This window comes from Mammaliicoccus lentus (assembly GCF_002902755.1).
GTDB classification, from domain to species: domain Bacteria; phylum Bacillota; class Bacilli; order Staphylococcales; family Staphylococcaceae; genus Mammaliicoccus; species Mammaliicoccus lentus.
The window spans coordinates 159,361-179,546 of record NZ_PPRS01000003.1; the positions used below are offsets into that span (position 1 = coordinate 159,361).

21 protein-coding genes and 2 pseudogenes are annotated in these 20,186 nt (G+C 30.7%); 6 read left to right on the forward strand and 17 right to left on the reverse strand.

Annotated elements, in window-relative coordinates; translation table 11 throughout:
- Window positions 1–8: 8 nt before the first annotated feature.
- On the reverse strand, window positions 9–938 hold the full coding sequence (locus tag CD135_RS01360; protein WP_103268643.1) for a CobW family GTP-binding protein: 930 nt from the start codon (window positions 936–938) through the stop codon (window positions 9–11).
- Window positions 939–1,140: 202 nt separating this feature from the next.
- Between CD135_RS01360 and CD135_RS01365 the strand changes: the two genes are divergently transcribed.
- Window positions 1,141–1,587, forward strand: a complete 447-nt coding sequence (locus tag CD135_RS01365) for a MarR family winged helix-turn-helix transcriptional regulator (RefSeq protein ID WP_017000978.1) — start codon at window positions 1,141–1,143, stop codon at window positions 1,585–1,587.
- A gap of 369 nt (window positions 1,588–1,956) precedes the next feature.
- On the opposite strand, the gene CD135_RS01370 is transcribed toward CD135_RS01365, so the two are convergent.
- The 3 genes from CD135_RS01370 to CD135_RS01380 all read right to left on the reverse strand — a co-directional run bounded on the left by CD135_RS01370 (window position 1,957) and on the right by CD135_RS01380 (window position 5,639).
- Window positions 1,957–2,286, reverse strand: coding sequence for an SdpI family protein (locus CD135_RS01370; protein WP_103268644.1), 330 nt, complete (start codon window positions 2,284–2,286; stop codon window positions 1,957–1,959).
- 78 nt (window positions 2,287–2,364) lie between these two features.
- Window positions 2,365–4,029 (reverse strand): thiol reductant ABC exporter subunit CydC, encoded by a 1,665-nt coding sequence (cydC, locus tag CD135_RS01375; protein ID WP_103268645.1) that lies wholly within the window; start codon window positions 4,027–4,029, stop codon window positions 2,365–2,367.
- On the reverse strand, window positions 4,026–5,639 hold the full coding sequence (locus CD135_RS01380; protein WP_174700884.1) for an ABC transporter ATP-binding protein/permease: 1,614 nt from the start codon (window positions 5,637–5,639) through the stop codon (window positions 4,026–4,028). Before CD135_RS01380 ends, cydC begins: the two co-directional genes overlap by 4 nt.
- A gap of 153 nt (window positions 5,640–5,792) precedes the next feature.
- On the opposite strand from CD135_RS01380, the gene CD135_RS01385 reads away from it, so the two are divergent.
- From CD135_RS01385 to CD135_RS01395, 3 genes and pseudogenes are all read left to right on the forward strand, one after another.
- Window positions 5,793–6,638, forward strand: coding sequence for an undecaprenyl-diphosphate phosphatase (locus CD135_RS01385; RefSeq protein ID WP_103268647.1), 846 nt, complete (start codon window positions 5,793–5,795; stop codon window positions 6,636–6,638).
- 83 nt (window positions 6,639–6,721) lie between these two features.
- Window positions 6,722–7,345: pseudogene (locus CD135_RS12955) on the forward strand (hypothetical protein); the annotation flags it as partial.
- A gap of 329 nt (window positions 7,346–7,674) precedes the next feature.
- The gene (locus CD135_RS01395) at window positions 7,675–8,133 is read left to right on the forward strand and encodes a YaiI/YqxD family protein (protein ID WP_239703969.1); all 459 of its coding nucleotides are present in this window, start codon (window positions 7,675–7,677) and stop codon (window positions 8,131–8,133) included.
- Between the two features lie 7 nt (window positions 8,134–8,140).
- Here CD135_RS01395 and CD135_RS01400 read toward each other — a convergent pair whose 3' ends face one another.
- Complete coding sequence (locus tag CD135_RS01400) at window positions 8,141–8,392, reverse strand: hypothetical protein (protein ID WP_017001171.1); 252 nt, start codon at window positions 8,390–8,392, stop codon at window positions 8,141–8,143.
- A 74-nt stretch (window positions 8,393–8,466) separates the two neighbouring features.
- Here CD135_RS01400 and CD135_RS01405 point away from each other — a divergent pair, with 74 nt between their 5' ends.
- On the forward strand, window positions 8,467–9,036 hold the full coding sequence (locus CD135_RS01405; RefSeq protein WP_064210846.1) for an LOG family protein: 570 nt from the start codon (window positions 8,467–8,469) through the stop codon (window positions 9,034–9,036).
- Here the strand turns inward: CD135_RS01405 and CD135_RS01410 are convergent.
- The 10 genes from CD135_RS01410 to CD135_RS01455 all read right to left on the reverse strand — a co-directional run bounded on the left by CD135_RS01410 (window position 9,011) and on the right by CD135_RS01455 (window position 18,443).
- A complete protein-coding gene (locus tag CD135_RS01410; RefSeq protein ID WP_064204674.1) occupies window positions 9,011–9,481 on the reverse strand; it encodes a 2-thiouracil desulfurase family protein in 471 nt (156 codons plus the stop codon). The two genes, CD135_RS01405 and CD135_RS01410, sit on opposite strands and share 26 nt — an antisense overlap.
- 12 nt (window positions 9,482–9,493) lie before the next feature.
- Window positions 9,494–10,033, reverse strand: a complete 540-nt coding sequence (locus CD135_RS01415) for a GNAT family N-acetyltransferase (protein ID WP_017001168.1) — start codon at window positions 10,031–10,033, stop codon at window positions 9,494–9,496.
- A gap of 68 nt (window positions 10,034–10,101) precedes the next feature.
- Window positions 10,102–10,434: a DUF779 domain-containing protein gene (locus CD135_RS01420; RefSeq protein WP_017001167.1), complete on the reverse strand. Its 333-nt coding sequence runs from the start codon at window positions 10,432–10,434 to the stop codon at window positions 10,102–10,104.
- Window positions 10,435–11,955: an acetaldehyde dehydrogenase ExaC gene (gene exaC, locus CD135_RS01425; protein ID WP_103268649.1), complete on the reverse strand. Its 1,521-nt coding sequence runs from the start codon at window positions 11,953–11,955 to the stop codon at window positions 10,435–10,437.
- Window positions 11,956–12,233: 278 nt separating this feature from the next.
- Complete coding sequence (locus CD135_RS01430) at window positions 12,234–13,784, reverse strand: DNA-binding protein (protein WP_103268650.1); 1,551 nt, start codon at window positions 13,782–13,784, stop codon at window positions 12,234–12,236.
- 94 nt (window positions 13,785–13,878) lie between these two features.
- Entirely contained in the window at window positions 13,879–14,172 is a 294-nt protein-coding gene (locus tag CD135_RS01435; RefSeq protein ID WP_017000980.1) for a hypothetical protein, read from the reverse strand.
- 68 nt (window positions 14,173–14,240) lie between these two features.
- Window positions 14,241–15,098 (reverse strand): SA0632 family lipoprotein, encoded by an 858-nt coding sequence (locus CD135_RS01440; protein WP_017000981.1) that lies wholly within the window; start codon window positions 15,096–15,098, stop codon window positions 14,241–14,243.
- A gap of 70 nt (window positions 15,099–15,168) precedes the next feature.
- A complete protein-coding gene (locus CD135_RS01445; protein ID WP_017000982.1) occupies window positions 15,169–17,211 on the reverse strand; it encodes a cation:proton antiporter in 2,043 nt (680 codons plus the stop codon).
- Between the two features lie 19 nt (window positions 17,212–17,230).
- Window positions 17,231–17,668, reverse strand: coding sequence for a GNAT family N-acetyltransferase (locus CD135_RS01450; protein WP_103268651.1), 438 nt, complete (start codon window positions 17,666–17,668; stop codon window positions 17,231–17,233).
- 13 nt (window positions 17,669–17,681) lie between these two features.
- A complete protein-coding gene (locus tag CD135_RS01455; protein ID WP_064204671.1) occupies window positions 17,682–18,443 on the reverse strand; it encodes a sulfite exporter TauE/SafE family protein in 762 nt (253 codons plus the stop codon).
- A gap of 135 nt (window positions 18,444–18,578) precedes the next feature.
- On the opposite strand from CD135_RS01455, the gene CD135_RS01460 reads away from it, so the two are divergent.
- Window positions 18,579–19,262, forward strand: a complete 684-nt coding sequence (locus tag CD135_RS01460) for a DUF1129 family protein (RefSeq protein WP_064204672.1) — start codon at window positions 18,579–18,581, stop codon at window positions 19,260–19,262.
- Between the two features lie 268 nt (window positions 19,263–19,530).
- Here the strand turns inward: CD135_RS01460 and CD135_RS01465 are convergent, their stop codons facing one another.
- On the reverse strand, window positions 19,531–19,749 hold the full coding sequence (locus CD135_RS01465) for a VraH family peptide resistance protein (RefSeq protein ID WP_064205364.1): 219 nt from the start codon (window positions 19,747–19,749) through the stop codon (window positions 19,531–19,533).
- 208 nt (window positions 19,750–19,957) lie between these two features.
- Window positions 19,958–20,186 (reverse strand): annotated as a pseudogene (locus tag CD135_RS13105) (hypothetical protein); the annotation flags it as partial.

A 20,186-nucleotide genomic window follows, 5' to 3' on the forward strand; every position in this document is an offset into this window, starting at 1 on the left:
ATCATCTCCTAAGTAAAGTTCAACATGTCTAATTTATTACGTAAATATGCTTTATCTATTGTTTCCCCTATAATAACAATTGTTAACGGCATGTTCATCATTTCTGGTTCATACTGAGGCACTCCGAACGCATACTGGAATAAATAAGTCTGATCTGGTTCTTCTTGGAATTTTACAAATCCTTTTATTCTCAATATAGAATCAGGTAACTGTTGTAAGAAACGAATTAAAAGTTCCATCTTTATAGGTCCATCAAACGTATAATTAATGGATTGAATACCATGATGATGACTATGTTTACCTTCTATATTAATTATTGCATCATCACGTTCAATTATTTGGTCTATTTTAGAGTAATTTGTAAAATAGACATCTGGTTGATGTTTTATTTCGTTTAAATGATCCTCAAGCATTCCTTTTTCTTCATTAGACAGTTCATCAGATTTGTTAACTACTATTACATGTGCATTTGCCATTTGTTCTTCCATTAAATGTTTAGTTTGATTAGAATAGCGATCTCTTTCTATGTATCTTTTACCATCCATAACACCAATAATAAAAGGCATATGTACTTTATCTACAATAGTAGGATTTTGACATGCATCAACTATTTCTACCGGGTGCGCTATCCCAGTAGCTTCTATAATAACTAAATCTGGTTTCTCACTATGGTATAAGTTATGAAGTACAACCTCCATATCATCTTTTAAAGAACAGCATATACAGCCGTTTAATAAGCTTTTACTTGAAATACCTTCACCTAAAAGCTGGCTATCAACATCAAAAGAACCAAATTCATTCATAACAATTGCAACTCTTTTACCTGCTTCTTTCGCTTCTATTATTAACCTTTGTAGTAAAGTTGTTTTTCCGCTTCCTAAAAAGCCCGTCAGCACTGTAATATTCATTTTATCTTTTATATTTTTGCCACTACTCATGTTTCTACCACCTTTCTGTCATTATATGATATTCCAATATAAACTACAAAGTCTTAAGCGTTTTAAAGTAAACAACATTATTATTTCTATAGATAATCGGAATCATTATTAAAAATATTTACAAACTAAAATTATTCATTATATAATAGATTAGAAGTTCGGAAATAAAAAGCTATTTCATTTGTAGTTTGGGGGAAAGATTATGCCGGATAATTTAAATATCCAGAATCAATTGTGTTTTAATTTGTATAATGCACAAAGACAAGTCAATCGTTATTATTCTAATAAAATTTTCAAAGAATATAACATTACATACCCACAGTATTTAGTACTAACAATTTTGTGGGAAACAGCACCGGTCAATGTCAAAAAACTTGTAACAGGTCTAGCACTTGATACAGGTACAGTATCTCCTTTATTAAAAAGAATGGAAAACCTCCATTTAATTAAACGTAAAAGATCGGATTTAGATCAACGTGAAGTTTTTGTCCACTTAACAGATAAAAGTCTAGAAATGAAAGAAAAGTTATACCAAGCTTCTCATTTAATACAAGACGTATCTCAATTAACTGATGAAGAAACAGAACAATTAAACATACTTTTACAAAAAATGATTAAAAACATAGATAAAATTAATCAAGAAAAATAATAATTAAGAGTTCGGGACAATAGTTAATGTCCCGAACTCATTTTTGTGTTAGTAGTAATAGACTGGACACTTATATCGCATGCGGCTCTTGTCTTGTAAATTTTGAGTTCCTTATTGCCTTTTCTTATCAAACGTGTCAATAACGGTAGCCTTATTGTCTTTTCTTATCAAACGTGTCAATAACGGTAGTCTTATTGACTTTTCTCAGTAGTCTTGGCAACAAGGAGGCTTTATGTTGCACGTGCACCTTGTCTTGCAACATTCGATATCTTATTTAGTTAAAAAGGGAGCGGGACAATTATTTATGTCCCAGACTCTTGCATGTGATAAAAAGAGTGATTTCGCCTTAAATACCTGAATGCCTTACCATTAATTTAAGGAACGCTCAAGTTGTATTAGCTTCCTCTCAGTTAGTATAAAAACTGGGAGATAAGTCAGAACTGCCCAACCTAATTCAAAAAATAAATAATATTCTTTACTATAAGTTATAAACATTAAGACAATCCCTATCAAAATATTGAGTGTCCCTATGATCATTAACATTTTGGCGGAATATTTTTGAGCAAAATTCCATTGTGTTTTATTTTTCATAGATCTTTTTGTACGGTATCCATATGTTTTATTAATATTCTTTGGATTAGAAACCTTTAAAGCTAAACTTGCAACTAATGTACCTAAACCAGTTAGTAATACAATCATACTTATCCCCTTTTAACTAAGATAGTTTATATAAAGTAATTGTAACCTAGTAGCTTAAACAGACATTTTTTTAACATATCAATACGCTTTATTAAAGTTCACTACGTCATATAAATAGCCCTGTTCTTGTAGCAATGTTTGATAATCACCTTGTTCTAGAATTTCTCCTTCATTCATAACTATTATATGGTCGAAATCTTCAAGGTACTTCAAATTGTGTGTCACGATTACTATTGTATCGTCAGTACTTAATAAATTGTTCATAATGATTTTTTCATTTTCTTCATCAAGAGAAGCAGTTGGTTCATCCATAAGCCAAATGTTCGCATTTCGTAATAGTAATCGAGCTATTGATAGACGTTGTCTTTCTCCTCCTGATATATTTTCTGCATTTTCTGTGAGATTGTCATCTAATTTCAAATGTTCTAATCTCACTTTCATTAATGCATTTTTCATATTCTCATCAGTTTCTTCTATTAATAAATTCTCTCTGACCGTTCCTTCAAAATAATGATTGTGTTGTAACATTGTATTTATTTCGTCTACGTATTTTTCATGTTCAACATGAGACAAAGCTTTACCTTTATACGCCAATAAACCTTCGTTAGAACTATATAAGCCCATTAACAAACTTAATAATGTAGACTTACCTGAGCCTGATGGACCTATAATAGCAACATGCTCACCTTCGTTAATTTTAAACTGAACATTTTTTAACGTTTTTCTTTCTTGAAAATCGTATTTAAAATTCAATTTTTCAGCATAGTATAAAGCGTTATTGCTTGTTTCATATGTTTCTCGATTTTCAAAATTCTGATTTATAACTTCTTCGATATTTTTAAGACTTCTAGTAGTATCTGCTTTGTAAAAAGCTACGTTTGTCATTGGAATAGCTTGCTCAAATAATGTAATGACAATCATGAGTATACTTGCAAAAAACACTGCATTTAACGCGCCATCTTGAATTTGCCATATACATAAGATAGTGATACACCAAATACTTATCATAGCGCATATATTGAGCATAAAATCATACGTACTTAAAAATTTCTGCTCTTTATATTTTTTATTTTCGTAAATATTTTGTTGATTAAAAACTTTATCTTTAAAAATGTTATATTGTTGGAATCTATTTAATTCCGCTTTACCATTTTCAAAATCATAGTATTCTGCCACATATTCTTCTTCACTTCGTTGAACATCTTCTGCTAAAATGTTTGCACGTTTTGTAGATAAATAAGGTATGACGATAACAGACATCATCATTGAAATTCCAATAATAATACCAACATAAACACTCCAATTTATCATGACTAAAATTGTTGCGATAGTCGTTAATATAATTACGATTGGGGGATAATAAACGCGTAATAGAATGTTCTGTAATCTTTCGACATTATTTACCATTTGTGTTAGTAAGTCACTTGAACGATATCTTCTAAACACATTAGGGACAATTGGAATTAAATAATTGAAGAGTTCAACACGTATATTTCTTAACATCGTAAATGTAGATCGATGTGAATATAACCTTTCAAAATATCTCGTAATAGCTCTTACAAATCCAAATAATTTAATAGAAACAATTAAAATCATCAAAGCGTATAGCGGTGTTCCTAAAGCACTTTTTGAAATCATATAACCACTCAACGCAAACATACCTAAAGCAGTGAGCATACCTAAAACACCTATGATAATTGATAAATAAAAATCTTTATCAAATTTGATAGTTAATTTTTTCATGTGAACTGACCACCTTTCAGTGGGCTATTTGTTACTTGAACATCTCCATTGTTAACTTTAATGAAATTGTCGGCATATTTTAATACTTCTTGTCTATGTGCAATCGTAATGATTGTTTTTTCTTTAGAAAATTGATTCACAGTGTTAACGATAAGTTGTTCTGTCTTAATATCTAATCCAGTTGTTGGTTCATCAAATATAACCACTTCAGGATTTAATAATAGTAATCTTGCTAATTCTACACGTCTCATTTCCCCACCTGAAAGCATTTCATAACCGTCACCAATTTTCGTTTCAATACCTTTTGATAACTCACTAACTTTCTCTACAAGACCAACTCTTTGTAATACATCTTCAATTTGTTGTTTATCGTAATTTTGGAACATTGTGACATTATCTTCTAAAGATGCACTGAAAATGTAAGGTCTTTGGGATAGATAGCCAATTTTAATATCTTTTTTATACTGAACTTGTCCTTTAATGGGAGAGAGTTCATTCATGATTAATTTCACTAAAGTAGATTTACCAGCACCACTCTGCCCTACAATTGCAGTATGCATATTTTCTTTAATGTTTAAATTTAAATGGCTAAACGCAAAATCTTCACGTTCAGGGTATGAAAAATAAACATCATTTATTGTTATGATGTCTTCTTGACTCATATCTGGATTAATCGTTATTGGTTTATAGATTTCATTCTCTTCTTTATTTATATCTTCTATTATTTCGATATAGCCTTCACTTTGCTTACCTGTATGGAAAGCTTGTCCTAAATCTTTAATAGCATTGTAAAATTCAGGTGCTAATAATAAAGTAATGACTGCAACTAAGAATGAAACATCATGAAATACAATTAATCTTAATCCAACTTCTAAAGCAACAATACCAATCCCTAACATAGAAATAAATTCTAGCATCAAACCTGATAGAAAAGCGCTTTTTAATATTTCCATCGTTAAATCTCTAAATGATGTACTAGATTTATGAATTTTGTTCACTGTTTGATCTGTTCTATTAAATAATTTTAAAGAAACAAGACCTTTCGTTAAATCAATGAATTCTTTTGCAAATTGATCTAAAGATTGCATTTGATCTTTAGCTTTATCACGTGTTCTTAGTCCAAAAACAATATAAAATAACGGAATAAATGGTGCTGTTATCATCATAATGAGAGCAGCTGGCCAATGAATAAATAATAATGTTATAACGATTGCAACAGGAATGAGGGTTGATTTAAAGACTTGTGGTAAATAAGATTCGTAAAAAGGATGAATACCCTCCACTGCTTCTGTTAATATCGTTAATTTCGATCTCTTTGTATCTTTATTAATTAATTGATTTCTAACATCTTTTTTAACATTAAAAGAGAGTTTCTGCCCTGTTAATTGATTTAAATAATTAAAAGTAGCCCGTAATAACAGTACAGCTAATAAAATGAATACCCATTGGTAAAGTTGTTGGTAACCTTCTTTAACAACAAGCATTTGATTTATAATTTTACCTAAATATATATTTTGAAATACGACTGATAAACTGAGTAAAAATGATGCTAAAAACATCAATATTTGCAACGGTTTATACTGAGCACTATACTTTGTTAATTCTTTCACAATGTCACCACCTTTTTCCATTATAACGCCTTTATTAAAAAAATAAACCAAAATGTATTATTCTTTATATGCATATTATAAAGCATTATTTGGTACAATAATCTTAAAGTGATATCAACTGCATATCATAAAGTTTTCTAGAGGAGATCGAACATGTTTATAATCGAATTAATTAAAGCAATCATTCTAGGTATTGTAGAAGGTTTAACAGAATTTGCTCCTGTTTCATCGACAGGGCATCAAATTTTAATTGATGATATGTGGTTAAAATCAAAAGCATTCCTAGGTAGCGAATCAGCTTTCACTTTTAAAGTTGTAGTACAGTTAGGTTCTATCCTTGCTGCTGCTTGGATTTTTAGAAGCCGTTATATTGAGATGTTGCACGTTAAACAAAATGAGAAAAAGAAACATCATCTTAAACTTTCTCATATAATAGTCGGACTCGTTCCTGCAGGTATTTTAGGCTTATTATTTGATGATTTTATTGAAAAACATTTATTTAGTGTCCCTACTGTATTAATCGGATTGTTACTTGGAGCAGTCTATATGATTGGCGCAGATATCTATTCAAAACGTGTCATGAATCCACATACAGTTGATGGTATGAATTATCCAAAAGCTTTCGTTATTGGTTTGTCACAAGCTATCGCGCTATGGCCAGGTTTCAGTCGTTCTGGTTCAACTATTTCAACCGGTGTGTTCTTAAAATTAGATCATAAAGCTGCATCTAATTTTACTTTTATAATGGCAGTACCTATTATGTTTGCAGCAAGCGGTAAAGCATTACTTGTAAACTTAAAATATATAACATTAGATCAAATACCTTTTTATATTGTAGGATTTATCGCTTCATTTATATTTGGTTTTATTTCTATAAAGTTATTCTTAAAATTAATAAACCGTGTAAAATTAATACCATTTGCCATTTATAGAATTATTCTTGTTATAATTATAGCAATTGCATATTTCGGTTTTGGAATTGGCCAAAACATAGGATAATAAACGCTTTTTACAGTTTGAATAAGCTATTAAAGGGTAATTAAATAAGATATATAATTAGAATTGATATGGAGGAATTATACATGAATGATAAAGTAAAATTACTTGTTAATACATTGCCGTTAATAATCGTACCACTTATAACAGAGCGAAAAAAATTCAAAGAACATCCAGATGTTAAAAATATCACAGGAAAAACTTTAGATGTATCACATAAAGTGAAAGATAAATCTATCCAAACAAAAGATAAAATCGCTGAAAAATCAGAACCTGTAAAATCATATGTCGTTCAAAAGAAACGTTTATATGAATACAACAAACAAATGAAACAACCTTTTAAAGAGGAAGAAAAAGAACAAAAGGAATTACAAAAAGAGATTGATAAGCTAGATAAAAAACTTCAAAAAAATATAGAAAATCGCCATAAAGAAGAAGAAAAAGCTCAAAAAGAAAACCAAAAAGCGCGAATAGAAGAGCTTAAACATTATCAAAAAGAAGAAGAAAAAATGGCTAAAAAAGGCGAGAAATTAGAAAAAGAAAACGAAAAAGATGTTTCAAAATTAGACAAAAAACTTCAAAAAAATATAGAGTCTCGCGAGAAAGAAGAAGAAAAGAAAGAAGAAGAGAATAAAAAAGCTCGTATTAAAGAAATTAAAAAATACGATAAACAACAAAAAGAAGAAACTGCTATTCGTGAAAAAGGTTCTGAGATTGCAGATAAACAAAAAAGCGAAATAGCTCCACTAGAAGAAAAGTTAGAAAGAAATAAAGCTTATCGTTTGAAAGAAGAGATGGATCGACAAAAAGAAAATCAACAAAAACGTATTAATGAACTGGAAAAATATAATAACCAATCAACACAAAACATTCAAGAACTTATCGATGAACGTGTTCGCGGAGAGAAAAAACCAGCTCCTAAACATGCATTATACAATCAACATAAATCATTAATGTCAGAACACATTAGTAAATTCCCATACGATAAACACCGTGAAGAACATTTAAAAAATCAAAAACGCAATCGTCGTTCAAAATGATTAATCGAATTATTATAGATGGAGATGCTTGCCCAGTTACGGATGATATAATCCGTATAACTGACTCAACAAGCATCTCTGTTCTTATTATAAGAAGTGTAAATCACTTTTCACTAGCTGATTACCCAGAACATGTTTCTACAATTTATGTTGATCACGGTGTCGATAGTGCTGATTTTAAAATTGTTAAATTAACGACTTCTGAAGATGTTGTTGTTACTCAAGACTACGGTCTAGCAAGCCTTATTTTGAACAAAGCGAAACATGTTATTCATCATAAAGGTTATGAATATACTGCAAATAATATGGAACAATTGTTAACGCAAAGACATATTTCTGCCCAAATAAGACAACAAGGTGGCCGTACAAAAGGTCCAAAAAAGTTAACTCAAGAAGATCATAAAGTATTTTCAGATTTTCTAATAGATTTAATAAATAGTGACAACGCCGATACTTGACGTTGTCTTAATCTAATAACTGCTTTTTAGATCTATCTAAATTAACTTTATCGTTTTCTTTCATCTGTTCAAGTTCAATGCGCATTTTTTCAGTTTCTAATAAATAATTTTCGTGTTTCGTTTTTTCTAGTTCCAGTTCATCTTTTACACGTTCTGATTTAATTTTTTCTAGTTTTACTTTTTTAGATTCATGATCTTTAATAATTTTTGCAACAGTAGAAATTAGTACAATTAAAACGACCATTAGAAATACATTCATTCTAAATCCTCCCTTGCGAATAAAGTAAACGCTTTATTATAATTATAATACATAGCTGAAAGGAGCAATAACTTATGAAAAGAATAGCTGTTTTTTGTGGCGCTAGTAAGGGTAATGACCCTATTTATACAGAACAAGCTTATGCATTAGGTAAATATTTAGCAGAAAATCATTATGAATTAATTTATGGAGCTGGATCTATCGGGATGATGGGAGCTGTGGCAAATGGTGTAATCGACCATAATGGTATTGCTATAGGTGTTATGCCTAAATTCCTCGGAGAGCGTGAAATAGCACATGAGAACTTAACAGAGTATCATGTTGTAGATTCCATGCACGAAAGAAAACAAATGATGTCTGATATGGCCGATGCATTTATCATGTTACCAGGCGGAGCTGGTTCCTTAGAAGAATTCTTTGAAATATATACATGGGCTCAAATTGGCTTACACCACAAACCTATTGGCGCTTTAAATACTAAACAATTTTTCAAACCAATGCAAAGTATGATTGAGCACTTAATTTCTACAGGATTTGTTAGCGAAAATTATAAAAATTTAGCTATTATCAAAGATGAAGTACCTGAATTATTTGATGCCTTGCAAGTAGCCGAACCTGTTAAACTTCGAGATTATCAGAAATAGATAAAAAGGTTGTTTCATCAAAAACTTTAATATTATTTAATGTTAGAAGGGCTGTCGTTACACCGACACCTTCTTTTTTTGTACCTGAAAATGTTCCATCATATATAATCGAAGCTCCACATGAAGGGCTGTCACTTTTTAAGATGACAGTATTGGCTTTTAAGTCTCTAATAATAGACAACGTTCTCTTAGCACCTTCTTTAAATTGGTGCGTAACATCTTGGCCAGATATCGTTATAACTTTAGCTTTATCATTCCAAACGTCAAAACCATCTCCATCAATAATTTCAGCTGGTTCTCTCGGTATTTGTAAACCACCTAGTATTTCTGGACAAACACTAATCGCTTTTCCTTCATCTATTAATTGCTTATAAAATAAATCCAACTTATGTTTGCCATCATATCTTACTTTTTCACCAACTAAACATGCACTGATCACGATCATAAAATCCACTCCTTATAAAATCTTATGATATAAAACATGTGTTGCTAATTTTTCATCGTCAACAACTTTAGGATGCAAAAAATTCTCAATATGATTCATTTCTAATTTTTCCATCACTCTTCTAGAAGGCTTATTAATTTCTGATGTAAAGCTATAAACTTCTTCAATGCCTTGTTCTTTAGCATAACCCAACACGGCTTCAGCTGCTTCAGTTGCAAGTCCATTGCCCCAAACTGTTTTATCTAATCTCCAACCTATCTCATAAAAAGGTAGTTGTGATAAATTGAGATCACTATTTTCAGGTATATAATTAATGCCTACCATACCTATAAAGCTATTAGTAGCTTTTAATTCCACAGCAAACAAACCAATTTTTTGTTTTGTGATAACTTCTTGCATTTGGTTAACTATATTTTTTGTTGCTTGATAGCTTAATATATCTGGAAAATATCTTCTCACTTCAGGACTTGCATTCATGCTCTGAAATATTTCGATATCTTTTTCTTCCCAATCTCTTAATATTAAGCGCTTTGTTTCAATATATGTACTCATTTCAATCACCCAACCTTCATAATAATAAAAAAAGGATGTACTATTATTTTAGCACATCCTCTTACAAATTATGATCTTACTGAACTTCTAATGTGAAATCTTTTTCCAGTTGGGCCTTCAATACTGAACATACCGCCTCTTCCATCAACAACATCTAATTCTAGATTAGTATGTTTCCAGTATTCATATTGTTTTTTATTCATATAGAATGGAACGCCTTCGATTTCACCTAGTTTAACATCAACATCTCCAATGATTAGTGTGCCTTCAACAAAAAGCATCGGAGAGCTACCATCACAACATCCACCTGATTGATGAAAAATCAAGTTTTCACCATGTGTCTTTTTTAAATCTCTAATGAGTGATTTGGCTGTTTCAGTTGCAGTAACTTGTTCTTTCATTTAGAACAGTCCCGCTGGTTTCTCACTATAACTTACAAGTAAGTTTTTAGTTTGTTGGTAATGATCTAACATCATTTTGTGATTTTCACGGCCAATACCACTCATTTTGTATCCGCCAAACGCTGCGTGAGCTGGATAAGTATGGTAGTTATTTACCCATACACGACCCGCTTGGATACCTCTACCGAATCTATATGCTTTATTTTGGTTTCTAGTCCAAATACCTGCACCTAAACCGTATAAAGTATCATTTGCCATTTCTAAAGCTTCTTCATCGTCTTTAAATGTTGCTAATGATAATACAGGTCCAAATATTTCTTCTTGGAAAATTCTCATATCTTGTGTTCCTTTGAAAATAGTTGGTTCGATGTAATAACCATTTTCTAAGTCACCAGATTCTTTACGTACATTACCGCCTACTAAGATTTCAGCACCTTCTTGTTTACCGATATCTAAATAACTTTTAATTTTTTCAGCTTGCTCTTGAGAAGTTTGTGCACCAAGCATTGTTTCCGGATCAAGAGGGTTACCTGTTTTAATTTCGTTTACACGTTTAACACATTTTTCGATAAATTTATCGTAAATATCTTCATGTACTAACGCTCTTGAAGGACATGTACATACTTCACCTTGGTTAAGTGCGAACATTACTAAACCTTCAACAGCTTTGTCTAAGAAATCATCTTCTTCATCCATTATATCTTTAAAGAAGATGTTCGGTGATTTACCACCTAATTCTAGTGTTACTGGAATTAAGTTTTGACTTGCATTTTGCATGATGATACGTCCTGTAGTCGTTTCACCTGTGAATGCTACTTTATTAATATCTTCATGTGTAGCTAATGCTTGTCCTGCTTCTGCACCGAATCCGTTTACTACGTTAATTAAACCTTCAGGTAATAAGTCTTGGATTTTTTCAATAAGGTGTAAAATAGACACCGGAGTTTGTTCTGCTGGTTTTAATACAACAGCGTTACCAGTTACGATTGCAGGCGCTAATTTCCAAGTAGCCATTAACAATGGGAAGTTCCAAGGAATGATTTGACCTACAACACCAATCGGTTCTTTAAAATGATAAGCTACTGTATCGTTATCTATTTGTGAAATGCCACCTTCTTCTGCTCTTACAACTCCAGCGAAATATCTGAAGTGGTCAACCACTAAAGGTAAATCTGCTGCTAAACACTCTCTAATTGGTTTACCATTATCAAATGTTTCGATTACAGCAAGTTCTTCTATATTTTCTTCTATTCGATCTGCGATATCTAATAATAATTGAGAATGTTCTGTAGGAGATTTTTTAGCCCACTCTACTTGAGCTTTATGCGCTGCTTTTACTGCTTCATCAACATCTTCTTTAGTAGAACGAGGTATTTTTGCGTATACTTCCCCAGTTACCGGTGAACCATTGTCGAAAAATTCACCATTTTTGGGGTCAACCCATTTACCACCGATAAAATTCTGATATTTATCTTTTACTTTATACTTTGCATTTTTTGCAGTTGGATATTCAAAAGCCATATTAAAACGCCTCCCTAAATGTAGTTACAATTCTATTTTAATTGATGAAACCGCTATCATCAACTAATTAGCATTTTAAAATAAAATAATAAATTTTTCAAGAAAGAAAAATAAGTAACTATAAAATTGTGCGGAATTTAATAATAAAATTATTCTTCCGAGGTTAAATAGCTAATCTTATTATTTAAATACCCAGTGATAAACTAAATATTCCAATCCAAATGGATTGGAATATTTAGTTTTTGTAAAGTGTATAAACAAGAAAATATCATGTTCATTTATTCTACTGTTAAAGTTGTTTGTGCTATAACATTTCCACCTGATAGTACTTCTACTTTTACTTCTTCATCCGCTTCATTTGCGATTTTAGTTTTAAAGTACCAATCTGTTTTTCCATTTTTAATTTTTGGATTAACTGATTCTGATATACCTGGAGCTTGTCCATTAAACATCCCTACTTCTCTACCGTCTTTATTTTTTATAGATAGTTGGAATTTTTGATTGATTAGTTTAGATTCATCTACATGTACTGTTATATTGAATTTTTCTTGTCTTGATACAGATGAAGGAATATCAAAAGTACTAGTGTCATTATTTGTTGTATTATTATCTTCTTCTGTTGAGTGCTCAGTTTTATTTTGTTTTGTACCTTTGGCACCATAGCTTCCAGATGCATATGTTGAAGCATCATACCATTTATATCCACGTTTTGGTGTTCCCCAAGGTTCTTGTTCAACTTCTTGACTGTTCTCAGGTTGTTCAAATCGTTTTAGAGGCGTTTTATCATCAAGATTTATGTCCATAGCTTTAAAATCTTTTTGATTTTCTTGCTTATTTAACCATTCAACGATTTGCATAACCATTTTTTTATTATCTTCTTCTTTGAAACCATCATATGTTTTTTTGTTTTCTCCGTTATCTTCTCGTTTATATTTTGGAGTCTTATCTTCTACCATCGAAGAGTCCCCAATGAAAGCTCCTTTTCCTTTTTCTACTTTACTAATCGCAATATAAGGTCCTTCATTCTTACCCCCACCGTTATAAATACCTTCATCTACAGCATTATTCCATTTATCATGTTTACTCAGTTGTGGAACAAAAGCTATTCCTTTTGCTTTATTCGGGTCAGTAATAGCAATTGTTGATCCTGCATGCATTGATACTGCTTTTATACCATTAGTAATATTAAAGCTTTCTTCGCTTGAAGCTATATCGTCAACCTTAACATTACCTAATGCATTATATCGAAAGCGCAAACCGAACACTTCATTTAGAAAATCTCTACTTTCTACACCTTTCATTTTTTCTGATGCACTTTCTTCAGGCGACATACCTTTTGTTGGATTGTCAAAAGCGCCTCTTCTATATCCGTTCATAACTTCAGATGAATCAAACCTATTAAAGTTTCTATCTGCATTATAGTGATCGCTTATCATTAAGATACTACCACCAGATTTCACATATTTCTCAATAGCATCTTGTTCACTTTTCTTAAGAGGATTATTCGCTTCTGGAATCACTACTAGTTGATAGTCTTGCATTGTCTTGTAATCTAATAGTTGATTGTATCCTAAATCTGTAACTTCATAATTTTCTTTCGTTAGTGCGTCTGCAAAATCAGAAAAACCTCCATCAATTACCCAATCAGCACTCCCAGCTGTTTGTCCATGTGCACTATCGAATAGTACTTTACCTTTTATGTCGCTACTCTTTGGAGAAAGAACTATTTTGCCATCTTCTCCTTTCTTCTCTTCATTACCGTTAGAACAAGCTACTAATACAATTGAGAAAACTATTATTAAACTTAAAATTAGCATCTTTGATTTCATTTTAATCTCCTTATGTAAAAAATAAAGGAGCGGGACAGAAATCTCATTGTTCTCACAAGATTTCATCGTCCCGCTCCCTTCTATATTGATTTATTTATGATTTTCTAAAATATGTTAATAATTTAATCATGACAGGCTCAGTATCATAATTTTTGAAGCCTCTTGGAACTTCAATTGTAGCATCAACAATATCATTATTGTCATTAAACCGATAAGTAACTTGATTAACGTTTGATTTACGATCAAAAATCACAGCCTCAGATGGCCAACTTCTTATTTCACCTGTTGTTGATTGTAATGTACGGCCAGTAATTGTTTCAAGTTCTTGTCCTAATTCTAATAGTGTCAGCTTTTGACCTTCAATCAACACGAAATTTTCTTCATGCACGGTGACATCCCTCTTTTCAAATAATCATTAATAATTTATTCCCTATAATCATTTAAGATAAACGCATGCTATATATTCAATTCGAATGATTTCACTTTTTCTGAAGCATGATCATATGAACGTGTTTTACTAACGCCGCCTTGAATATCGAATGTTGCTTTTTTATCTTTTATAGATTGATACATTTCTGTTGAAATCGGTATAGATTTCAAACTCTTTGTCTGTTCTTTAGGTTGATATTCATCAATATTCTCTTTTGATTTTTTCATATATTTTTCATTATGAGAATCTGGAATAAAAGATGCATAATCTGAACGTTGATTCCGGTCTCCGTTTTTAATAGATGCAGCATTATCATAATAAAGTTTTTGTTCTGTAGTATTTTCTGTCATCACTTCATAAATAATAACATATCCATCTTTAGCTCCGTTGAATAATAATACCTGACCTTCTGGCATATTATTTACTTGGAATATTTGCAAATGGTCAACATCTACTTTCATCCCACTATCTTCAAAGTGAAAATTTTGATCTTGTAAATCATTCACTAATTCAACATCTCCGTTAGTAGATGTACGGATAGTATTCGGGAACGTTTTTTCATCATTTTTGCTTTTCTTACTAGAAGTCTGTTTAGCTTTATCCTCTTTTGAATCCTTTGATTCATCATCAGATTTTTCATTATCTGAACTGTTGTCTTTTTCTCCTAGTTCATCTTCAATCTTTTTTAATTTTTCTTCTTTTTCTTTAATGTTTTCTTTTAATTTATCATTTTCTTTTTTTAATTTCTCTTTGTCTTTTTTATAATCACTAGATGATTGTTCCAATGATTTAATTTCTTTTTCTAAATCTTCCTGCTCGTTATCTTTACCACAAGCAGCTAAAATAACTGTTGTCATCACCATTAGTAAAAATGCCTTCTTCATAGGTGCCGCCTCCTATACATATTCTTAAATATTTTACCATACTAATGGTGAGCTATCTATTGATAACAGGTTAGATACTGTTACCTAATACAATCATTTCATCGTAATTGACAGATTCTCTCAATTTAATAGCAAGAGCACGTGTTATTTTCTCATCCTCAATTAATTCATTAATCATTTCTCTTTGAATTCTTAAAGCATATATTTCCATTTCTGTATAAATAGCAGTGTGATTACTCACGAAATTATCAGGCGTTAGTCTTTCAACTTTGTTTAAGTAAGAATCACATACAATACTAATTTCAAATTCGTTTTCTTCATTCATTTCTTTAGATAATCTTTTTACAATTTGGAAATGAACTTCTCGTGTAATATATCTCATTTCTCTTAAGTTTGCTTCTATTGATAATGAACTTGTCGCGTTAATATATGTTTTAATTTTTCTACGACGAACAAATAATTTCATCATCAATTTAACTTTTGTAACAAGTGATGCATTTTTAAATGTAGATGATCTCTCTGTAATTTGAGTGTAATTATCAAATGTGTTTTGCGATATTTTGTCATTCTTTATTAAATTATCTAAAGTTCGAAACTCTGTATCTATTGCGATTCGTTGAAGTCGCTCTAATTCTTTTAAGTCTTCATCTTCTTCATTGCTAGCTTTTAAAAATGATAATTGCATATGATAACTTCGGGTGATTTTACCATATACATAGCTTGTTTCTTTACTATAAAATTCTTGTAATTTTATTAACGCACGTTCAATTAACAATACTTTTGCTTCGTTAAATGTAAGCTGACTTTGTTCTTTAACTTTAGCTTTTGGCGTAATAAGCGGTAGAACAACTTGAGCTAGCACTAAGCTGATTAAGATAACACCTGTAGCTATGAATAATAAATTATCTCTATATATAAAATCTGTATGTTCTGATAATTTATAAGGCAACATCAATGCGATTGCTAATGAAATAGTACCGTGAACGCCACAAATAGTCATAATAAAAGCATATTTAAAACGATTTGGTTTATCGGCTTCTGTTTGAGGTTCAATATCCTTACCACTCGTTAACATTTTTGAAAATCTGCTTTCTGGTAAATAGAAATATGGATATGAAAATAGTACCCAAATGTATCTAAACGAGTATACAAGCACAGTCACAAATAACGTCATACCGATAACATGTAATATTTCCTGATTAGATTCTTTTAAAATATTAATCAGTACTTCTGGTATTAAAAATCCTAATAAAATGAATACAAAACCATTTAATAAGTAACTCAATAATTCCCAAGTGTGGTTGTAAGTAACTTGTTCTTTCGTAGTTGCTTGAGCTATTCTATCTTTTTCAACGCCATGTATTAAACCTGCAACAACTGCTGCAATAATACCTGATGAATGAAAAGTTTCAGCTATAATATAAACTAAAAACGGGGTTATAACCTGAATAAAAGTTAACATGTTACCATTATTAATACCGTTTTTCGTTAAATAAACACGTAATTGTACTAGCCCATAACCAAGTATAAGCCCAACAATTGCGCCTCCAAATGCTGTTAAGAAAAATTGACCTACTGCTCCTGTAAGTGAGAATGAACCGCCTACTAATGCAGCTAATGCGATTTTGAATGATAAAATTCCCGCCGCATCATTTAATAGTGATTCACCTTCTAATATTGTCATAGAACCTTTTGGTAACATTTTCCCTTTAGCTATTGCTTGAACAGCTACTGCATCAGTTGGAGAAACAATTGCACCAATTGCAAAACATGCCGCTAGTGGTAATTCTGGCCAAACTAAATGTATTAAAAATCCAATACCTAAAACTGTTGAAAATACAAGTACCATAGCCATAGACATAACCGGCTTTAAATACCTGGCTAAATGTACACGTGATACTGATATACCTTCTAAGAATAATAAAGGCGCTATTATCCCCATCATAAACACTTCAGATTCAAAATCTAATGCCACAGGTATCGGAGATAAAAATATAACAAAACCTATAACAATTTGAATGAAACTTAAAGGTATTTTAGAAATATAATGGTAAATTATTGAACTGAGGATAATTCCCATGATGAACCATAAAAACCCTTCAAATATTGCCATCAAATACCTCCCTTCTTAACTAAAATAAATGTTTCCTCATGATGTATTTTTCCGTTTCATACCCCATTGATTCATTGATATGCAACATACTTTTATTTTGGGCATGAACTGTAGAAACGATTGATGATGCACCTTTATCGATTGCCCACGTTTCTAATTTTTTCTTTAATTTCGCTGCTATCTTATTGTTTCTATAAGATTCACTAACAAATAGATTATAAACTTTAACTTCATTATCCTTATTATCAAATTTAGCCCATATAAATCCAATACATGTTTGATTATCTAATGCACCGAAAACAACGCTTTCCTCATATGCTAAAGAACGTTTAATCGCTTCAAACTCTAAAGATTCAGCAACTTTAGTACTCTGATCTTCCCTTTTAAAGTACGCAGCCGCCATCTGACTTATCTCATACAACGTGCTTTCGTCACGTATTTTTTTAAATTCAATCATTTTTATCACCTGCCTAGTTATTTTCTATTAAAAGTTTAACTGCTAGTATAAAAATAACGACAAACATTATTGCTTTTAATTTTTTTTCGGGCAGTGATACAGTTAGTCTCCCACCTATAAAACCGCCTATCCCACAACCTAATGCTAAACTTATAGCAAATGGCCAATTGACGTATCCTTGAAAAATAAATACAAATGTAGATAATGATAAGTAAATGGTAATAATTAAAGTCTTCATACATTGAACTTCCGCATAATTTAAGCGTGGTATTAATAAATTAAGTGCGATAATAAATAAAAATCCAACTGCAGCTTGAACCATTCCACCATAAATACCAAGTGCAAGGAAAACTAAGACAAGCATGACTTTTCTAAAAGAGGATAATTTTTCAGATTGATTATGACCATCTTTCCATTTCGTAGGCATAATCATAATTATTAAGACAAGAAGCATAATGATGCCTAACATTCGATTAAAAACATCGTCTGGAAGGCTTATAGCGTAATGAACACCTATAAAAGAGCCTATAATGGCAGGAATACTTAAAATAATACTTAATTTAACGTTTTTCATGCCTTTTATATAAAATACATATAAGCCCATTATATTTTGTACTAGAATAGCAACCCTGTTTGAGGCGTTAGCAACAGTGGTTGGTAATCCGAAGAAAATCAATAAAGGTAAAACAATTAGAGAACCACCTGCTGATACAATATTAATAGTGCCAGCAAAAATACCAACTAAAAAAATGATAAATAACGTCAAAATCTCCAATATTACACCACCAGTCATTATTAATGATAGCGAAAAATTTATCATCTGTAAAAAGTATAAACCTGATATTAATAATGTTTTTATTACAAAATACTTGTTAGAATATAATTAATGAATAAAGAAAGGAAAACGCTGATGAAAAAATCAACACGTGACCTTATTATTGAGAACAACGTAAAACGGTTAAGATTGAATTCACACGATAAAGAAGTTTACGAAAACTATTTAACTTATGTACGTGCAAATTTAAGTATCAATGAGCATGAATCAGAGAAGATGTTACTGGATATATTGAACCATTTGTTAAAAGCAGAAAAAGATGGCATGCTTGCGATGGAATTTTTCGACCACGATCCAAAGAAACATGCTGATAATATGATTAATAACATGCCGAATCGAACAATTCAGAATATATTTAAATTCATAGGCCTCCATATTTTAATATTGCTTGGTGTTTTTTCATTTATTAGAGGTTTTACCGGATTTTTCACTCAAATAGAATACACATATTTATATACATTTATCATCACATTTATTACCGGTTTTTCTATGATATTCTTCTTTATATGGATGATATTCAAAGTTGTACAAATTAGAATATACAGTTTATCTAACTGGACCACTATGCTTACGAACATTTTAATAGCTGGATCATTTATATTAACGATTTTGTCCTTTTATTTACCCGGCTATTACTTGCAACTTGGTCCAAAAATATATACATCTAATTGGATGTACATCATCATTTCTTTAATACTCACACCACTTGGTCTTTATATAGACCATCGTAGAAAAATTAACCAACCTGAAACAAGATAAATAGAGGCGATAATATCATTAAGAAAGATAAAAATGGTAAAGTAGTAAAAGAAAAGAAAGTTGAAAATAAATATCAATAAATAAAAAAGAGTAAGGCACCGTTTATAAACGGTGCCTTACTCTTTTTTAAAACCCTAATGCTTCCTTTTATCTGATTTCTCAACAGAACTAAATATAAACAAAACAAAGAAAGTAAAAGGAATAATACCAAACGATCTAGTAAGGTTTTTCTCAACATCAATAAATTTTCTCAGCAATAATATGTGTTCTACTTTTTATTTTTGTCTTGAAAATTATTTTTTTCTGCCGTTTCATCAAAATCCTCATCATTAGAAAAAAGTAGAAAATAAACAATAATACCAATCGGAACACCTAACAAAGGTGTAGTGAAAGTACTAGATATTATGCATATTAAAATCAACCAAATTAAATCTTCTAAAGACCATTTTTTATTTAATAAATCATTCACAATTTGTTTAATAGTCATAAAAATGAAATCTCCTTTTTATCAAACTTTATCACAAAAGTTATTCCGGAACTAGCTTCTGAATAAACGTTTTTGGTCCTCCAGTAGCTTTAAGAACATCTTTAACTTTTTCATAATACATAATTGGCACTTGGCTGAAACTAAGAAATATAAGTACAAATATATCGTTGTATATTTCTCTTTCAAAAGTGTACGCTTACTTATCATATTAAATAATCATCAATCCTATGTATAAAATAATAAAGCTTATAAAAGTTTCAATATTGATAATAAATACATTTGGCTTAAACCCCATTTTATGTTTAGTTATGTAATAAGCGAGTATACTGACATAATAAAAAATAAATAAACTACTTATTAATATAATGATGCCTAATAATATATTAGCATTTTGAATTACGGTGATGCCTAACAATAATAACCATATTACTTTAAAT

Coding starts and splice junctions, on each gene's coding strand:
- CD135_RS01385 (WP_103268647.1), top strand. CDS start 5,793: ATGTTTATAATCGAATTAATTAAAGCAATCATTCTAGGTATTGTAGAA.
- CD135_RS01400 (WP_017001171.1), bottom strand. CDS start 8,392: ATGAATGTATTTCTAATGGTCGTTTTAATTGTACTAATTTCTACTGTT.
- exaC (WP_103268649.1), bottom strand. CDS start 11,955: ATGGCTTTTGAATATCCAACTGCAAAAAATGCAAAGTATAAAGTAAAA.
- CD135_RS01410 (WP_064204674.1), bottom strand. CDS start 9,481: ATGATCGTGATCAGTGCATGTTTAGTTGGTGAAAAAGTAAGATATGAT.
- CD135_RS01370 (WP_103268644.1), bottom strand. CDS start 2,286: ATGATTGTATTACTAACTGGTTTAGGTACATTAGTTGCAAGTTTAGCT.
- CD135_RS01460 (WP_064204672.1), top strand. CDS start 18,579: ATGAAAAAATCAACACGTGACCTTATTATTGAGAACAACGTAAAACGG.
- CD135_RS01440 (WP_017000981.1), bottom strand. CDS start 15,098: ATGAAGAAGGCATTTTTACTAATGGTGATGACAACAGTTATTTTAGCT.
- CD135_RS01405 (WP_064210846.1), top strand. CDS start 8,467: ATGAAAAGAATAGCTGTTTTTTGTGGCGCTAGTAAGGGTAATGACCCT.
- CD135_RS01420 (WP_017001167.1), bottom strand. CDS start 10,434: ATGAAAGAACAAGTTACTGCAACTGAAACAGCCAAATCACTCATTAGA.
- cydC (WP_103268645.1), bottom strand. CDS start 4,029: ATGAAAAAATTAACTATCAAATTTGATAAAGATTTTTATTTATCAATT.
- CD135_RS01445 (WP_017000982.1), bottom strand. CDS start 17,211: ATGGCAATATTTGAAGGGTTTTTATGGTTCATCATGGGAATTATCCTC.
- CD135_RS01465 (WP_064205364.1), bottom strand. CDS start 19,749: ATGACTATTAAACAAATTGTGAATGATTTATTAAATAAAAAATGGTCT.
- CD135_RS01360 (WP_103268643.1), bottom strand. CDS start 938: ATGAGTAGTGGCAAAAATATAAAAGATAAAATGAATATTACAGTGCTG.
- CD135_RS01430 (WP_103268650.1), bottom strand. CDS start 13,784: ATGAAATCAAAGATGCTAATTTTAAGTTTAATAATAGTTTTCTCAATT.
- CD135_RS01415 (WP_017001168.1), bottom strand. CDS start 10,033: ATGAGTACATATATTGAAACAAAGCGCTTAATATTAAGAGATTGGGAA.
- CD135_RS01450 (WP_103268651.1), bottom strand. CDS start 17,668: ATGATTGAATTTAAAAAAATACGTGACGAAAGCACGTTGTATGAGATA.
- CD135_RS01365 (WP_017000978.1), top strand. CDS start 1,141: ATGCCGGATAATTTAAATATCCAGAATCAATTGTGTTTTAATTTGTAT.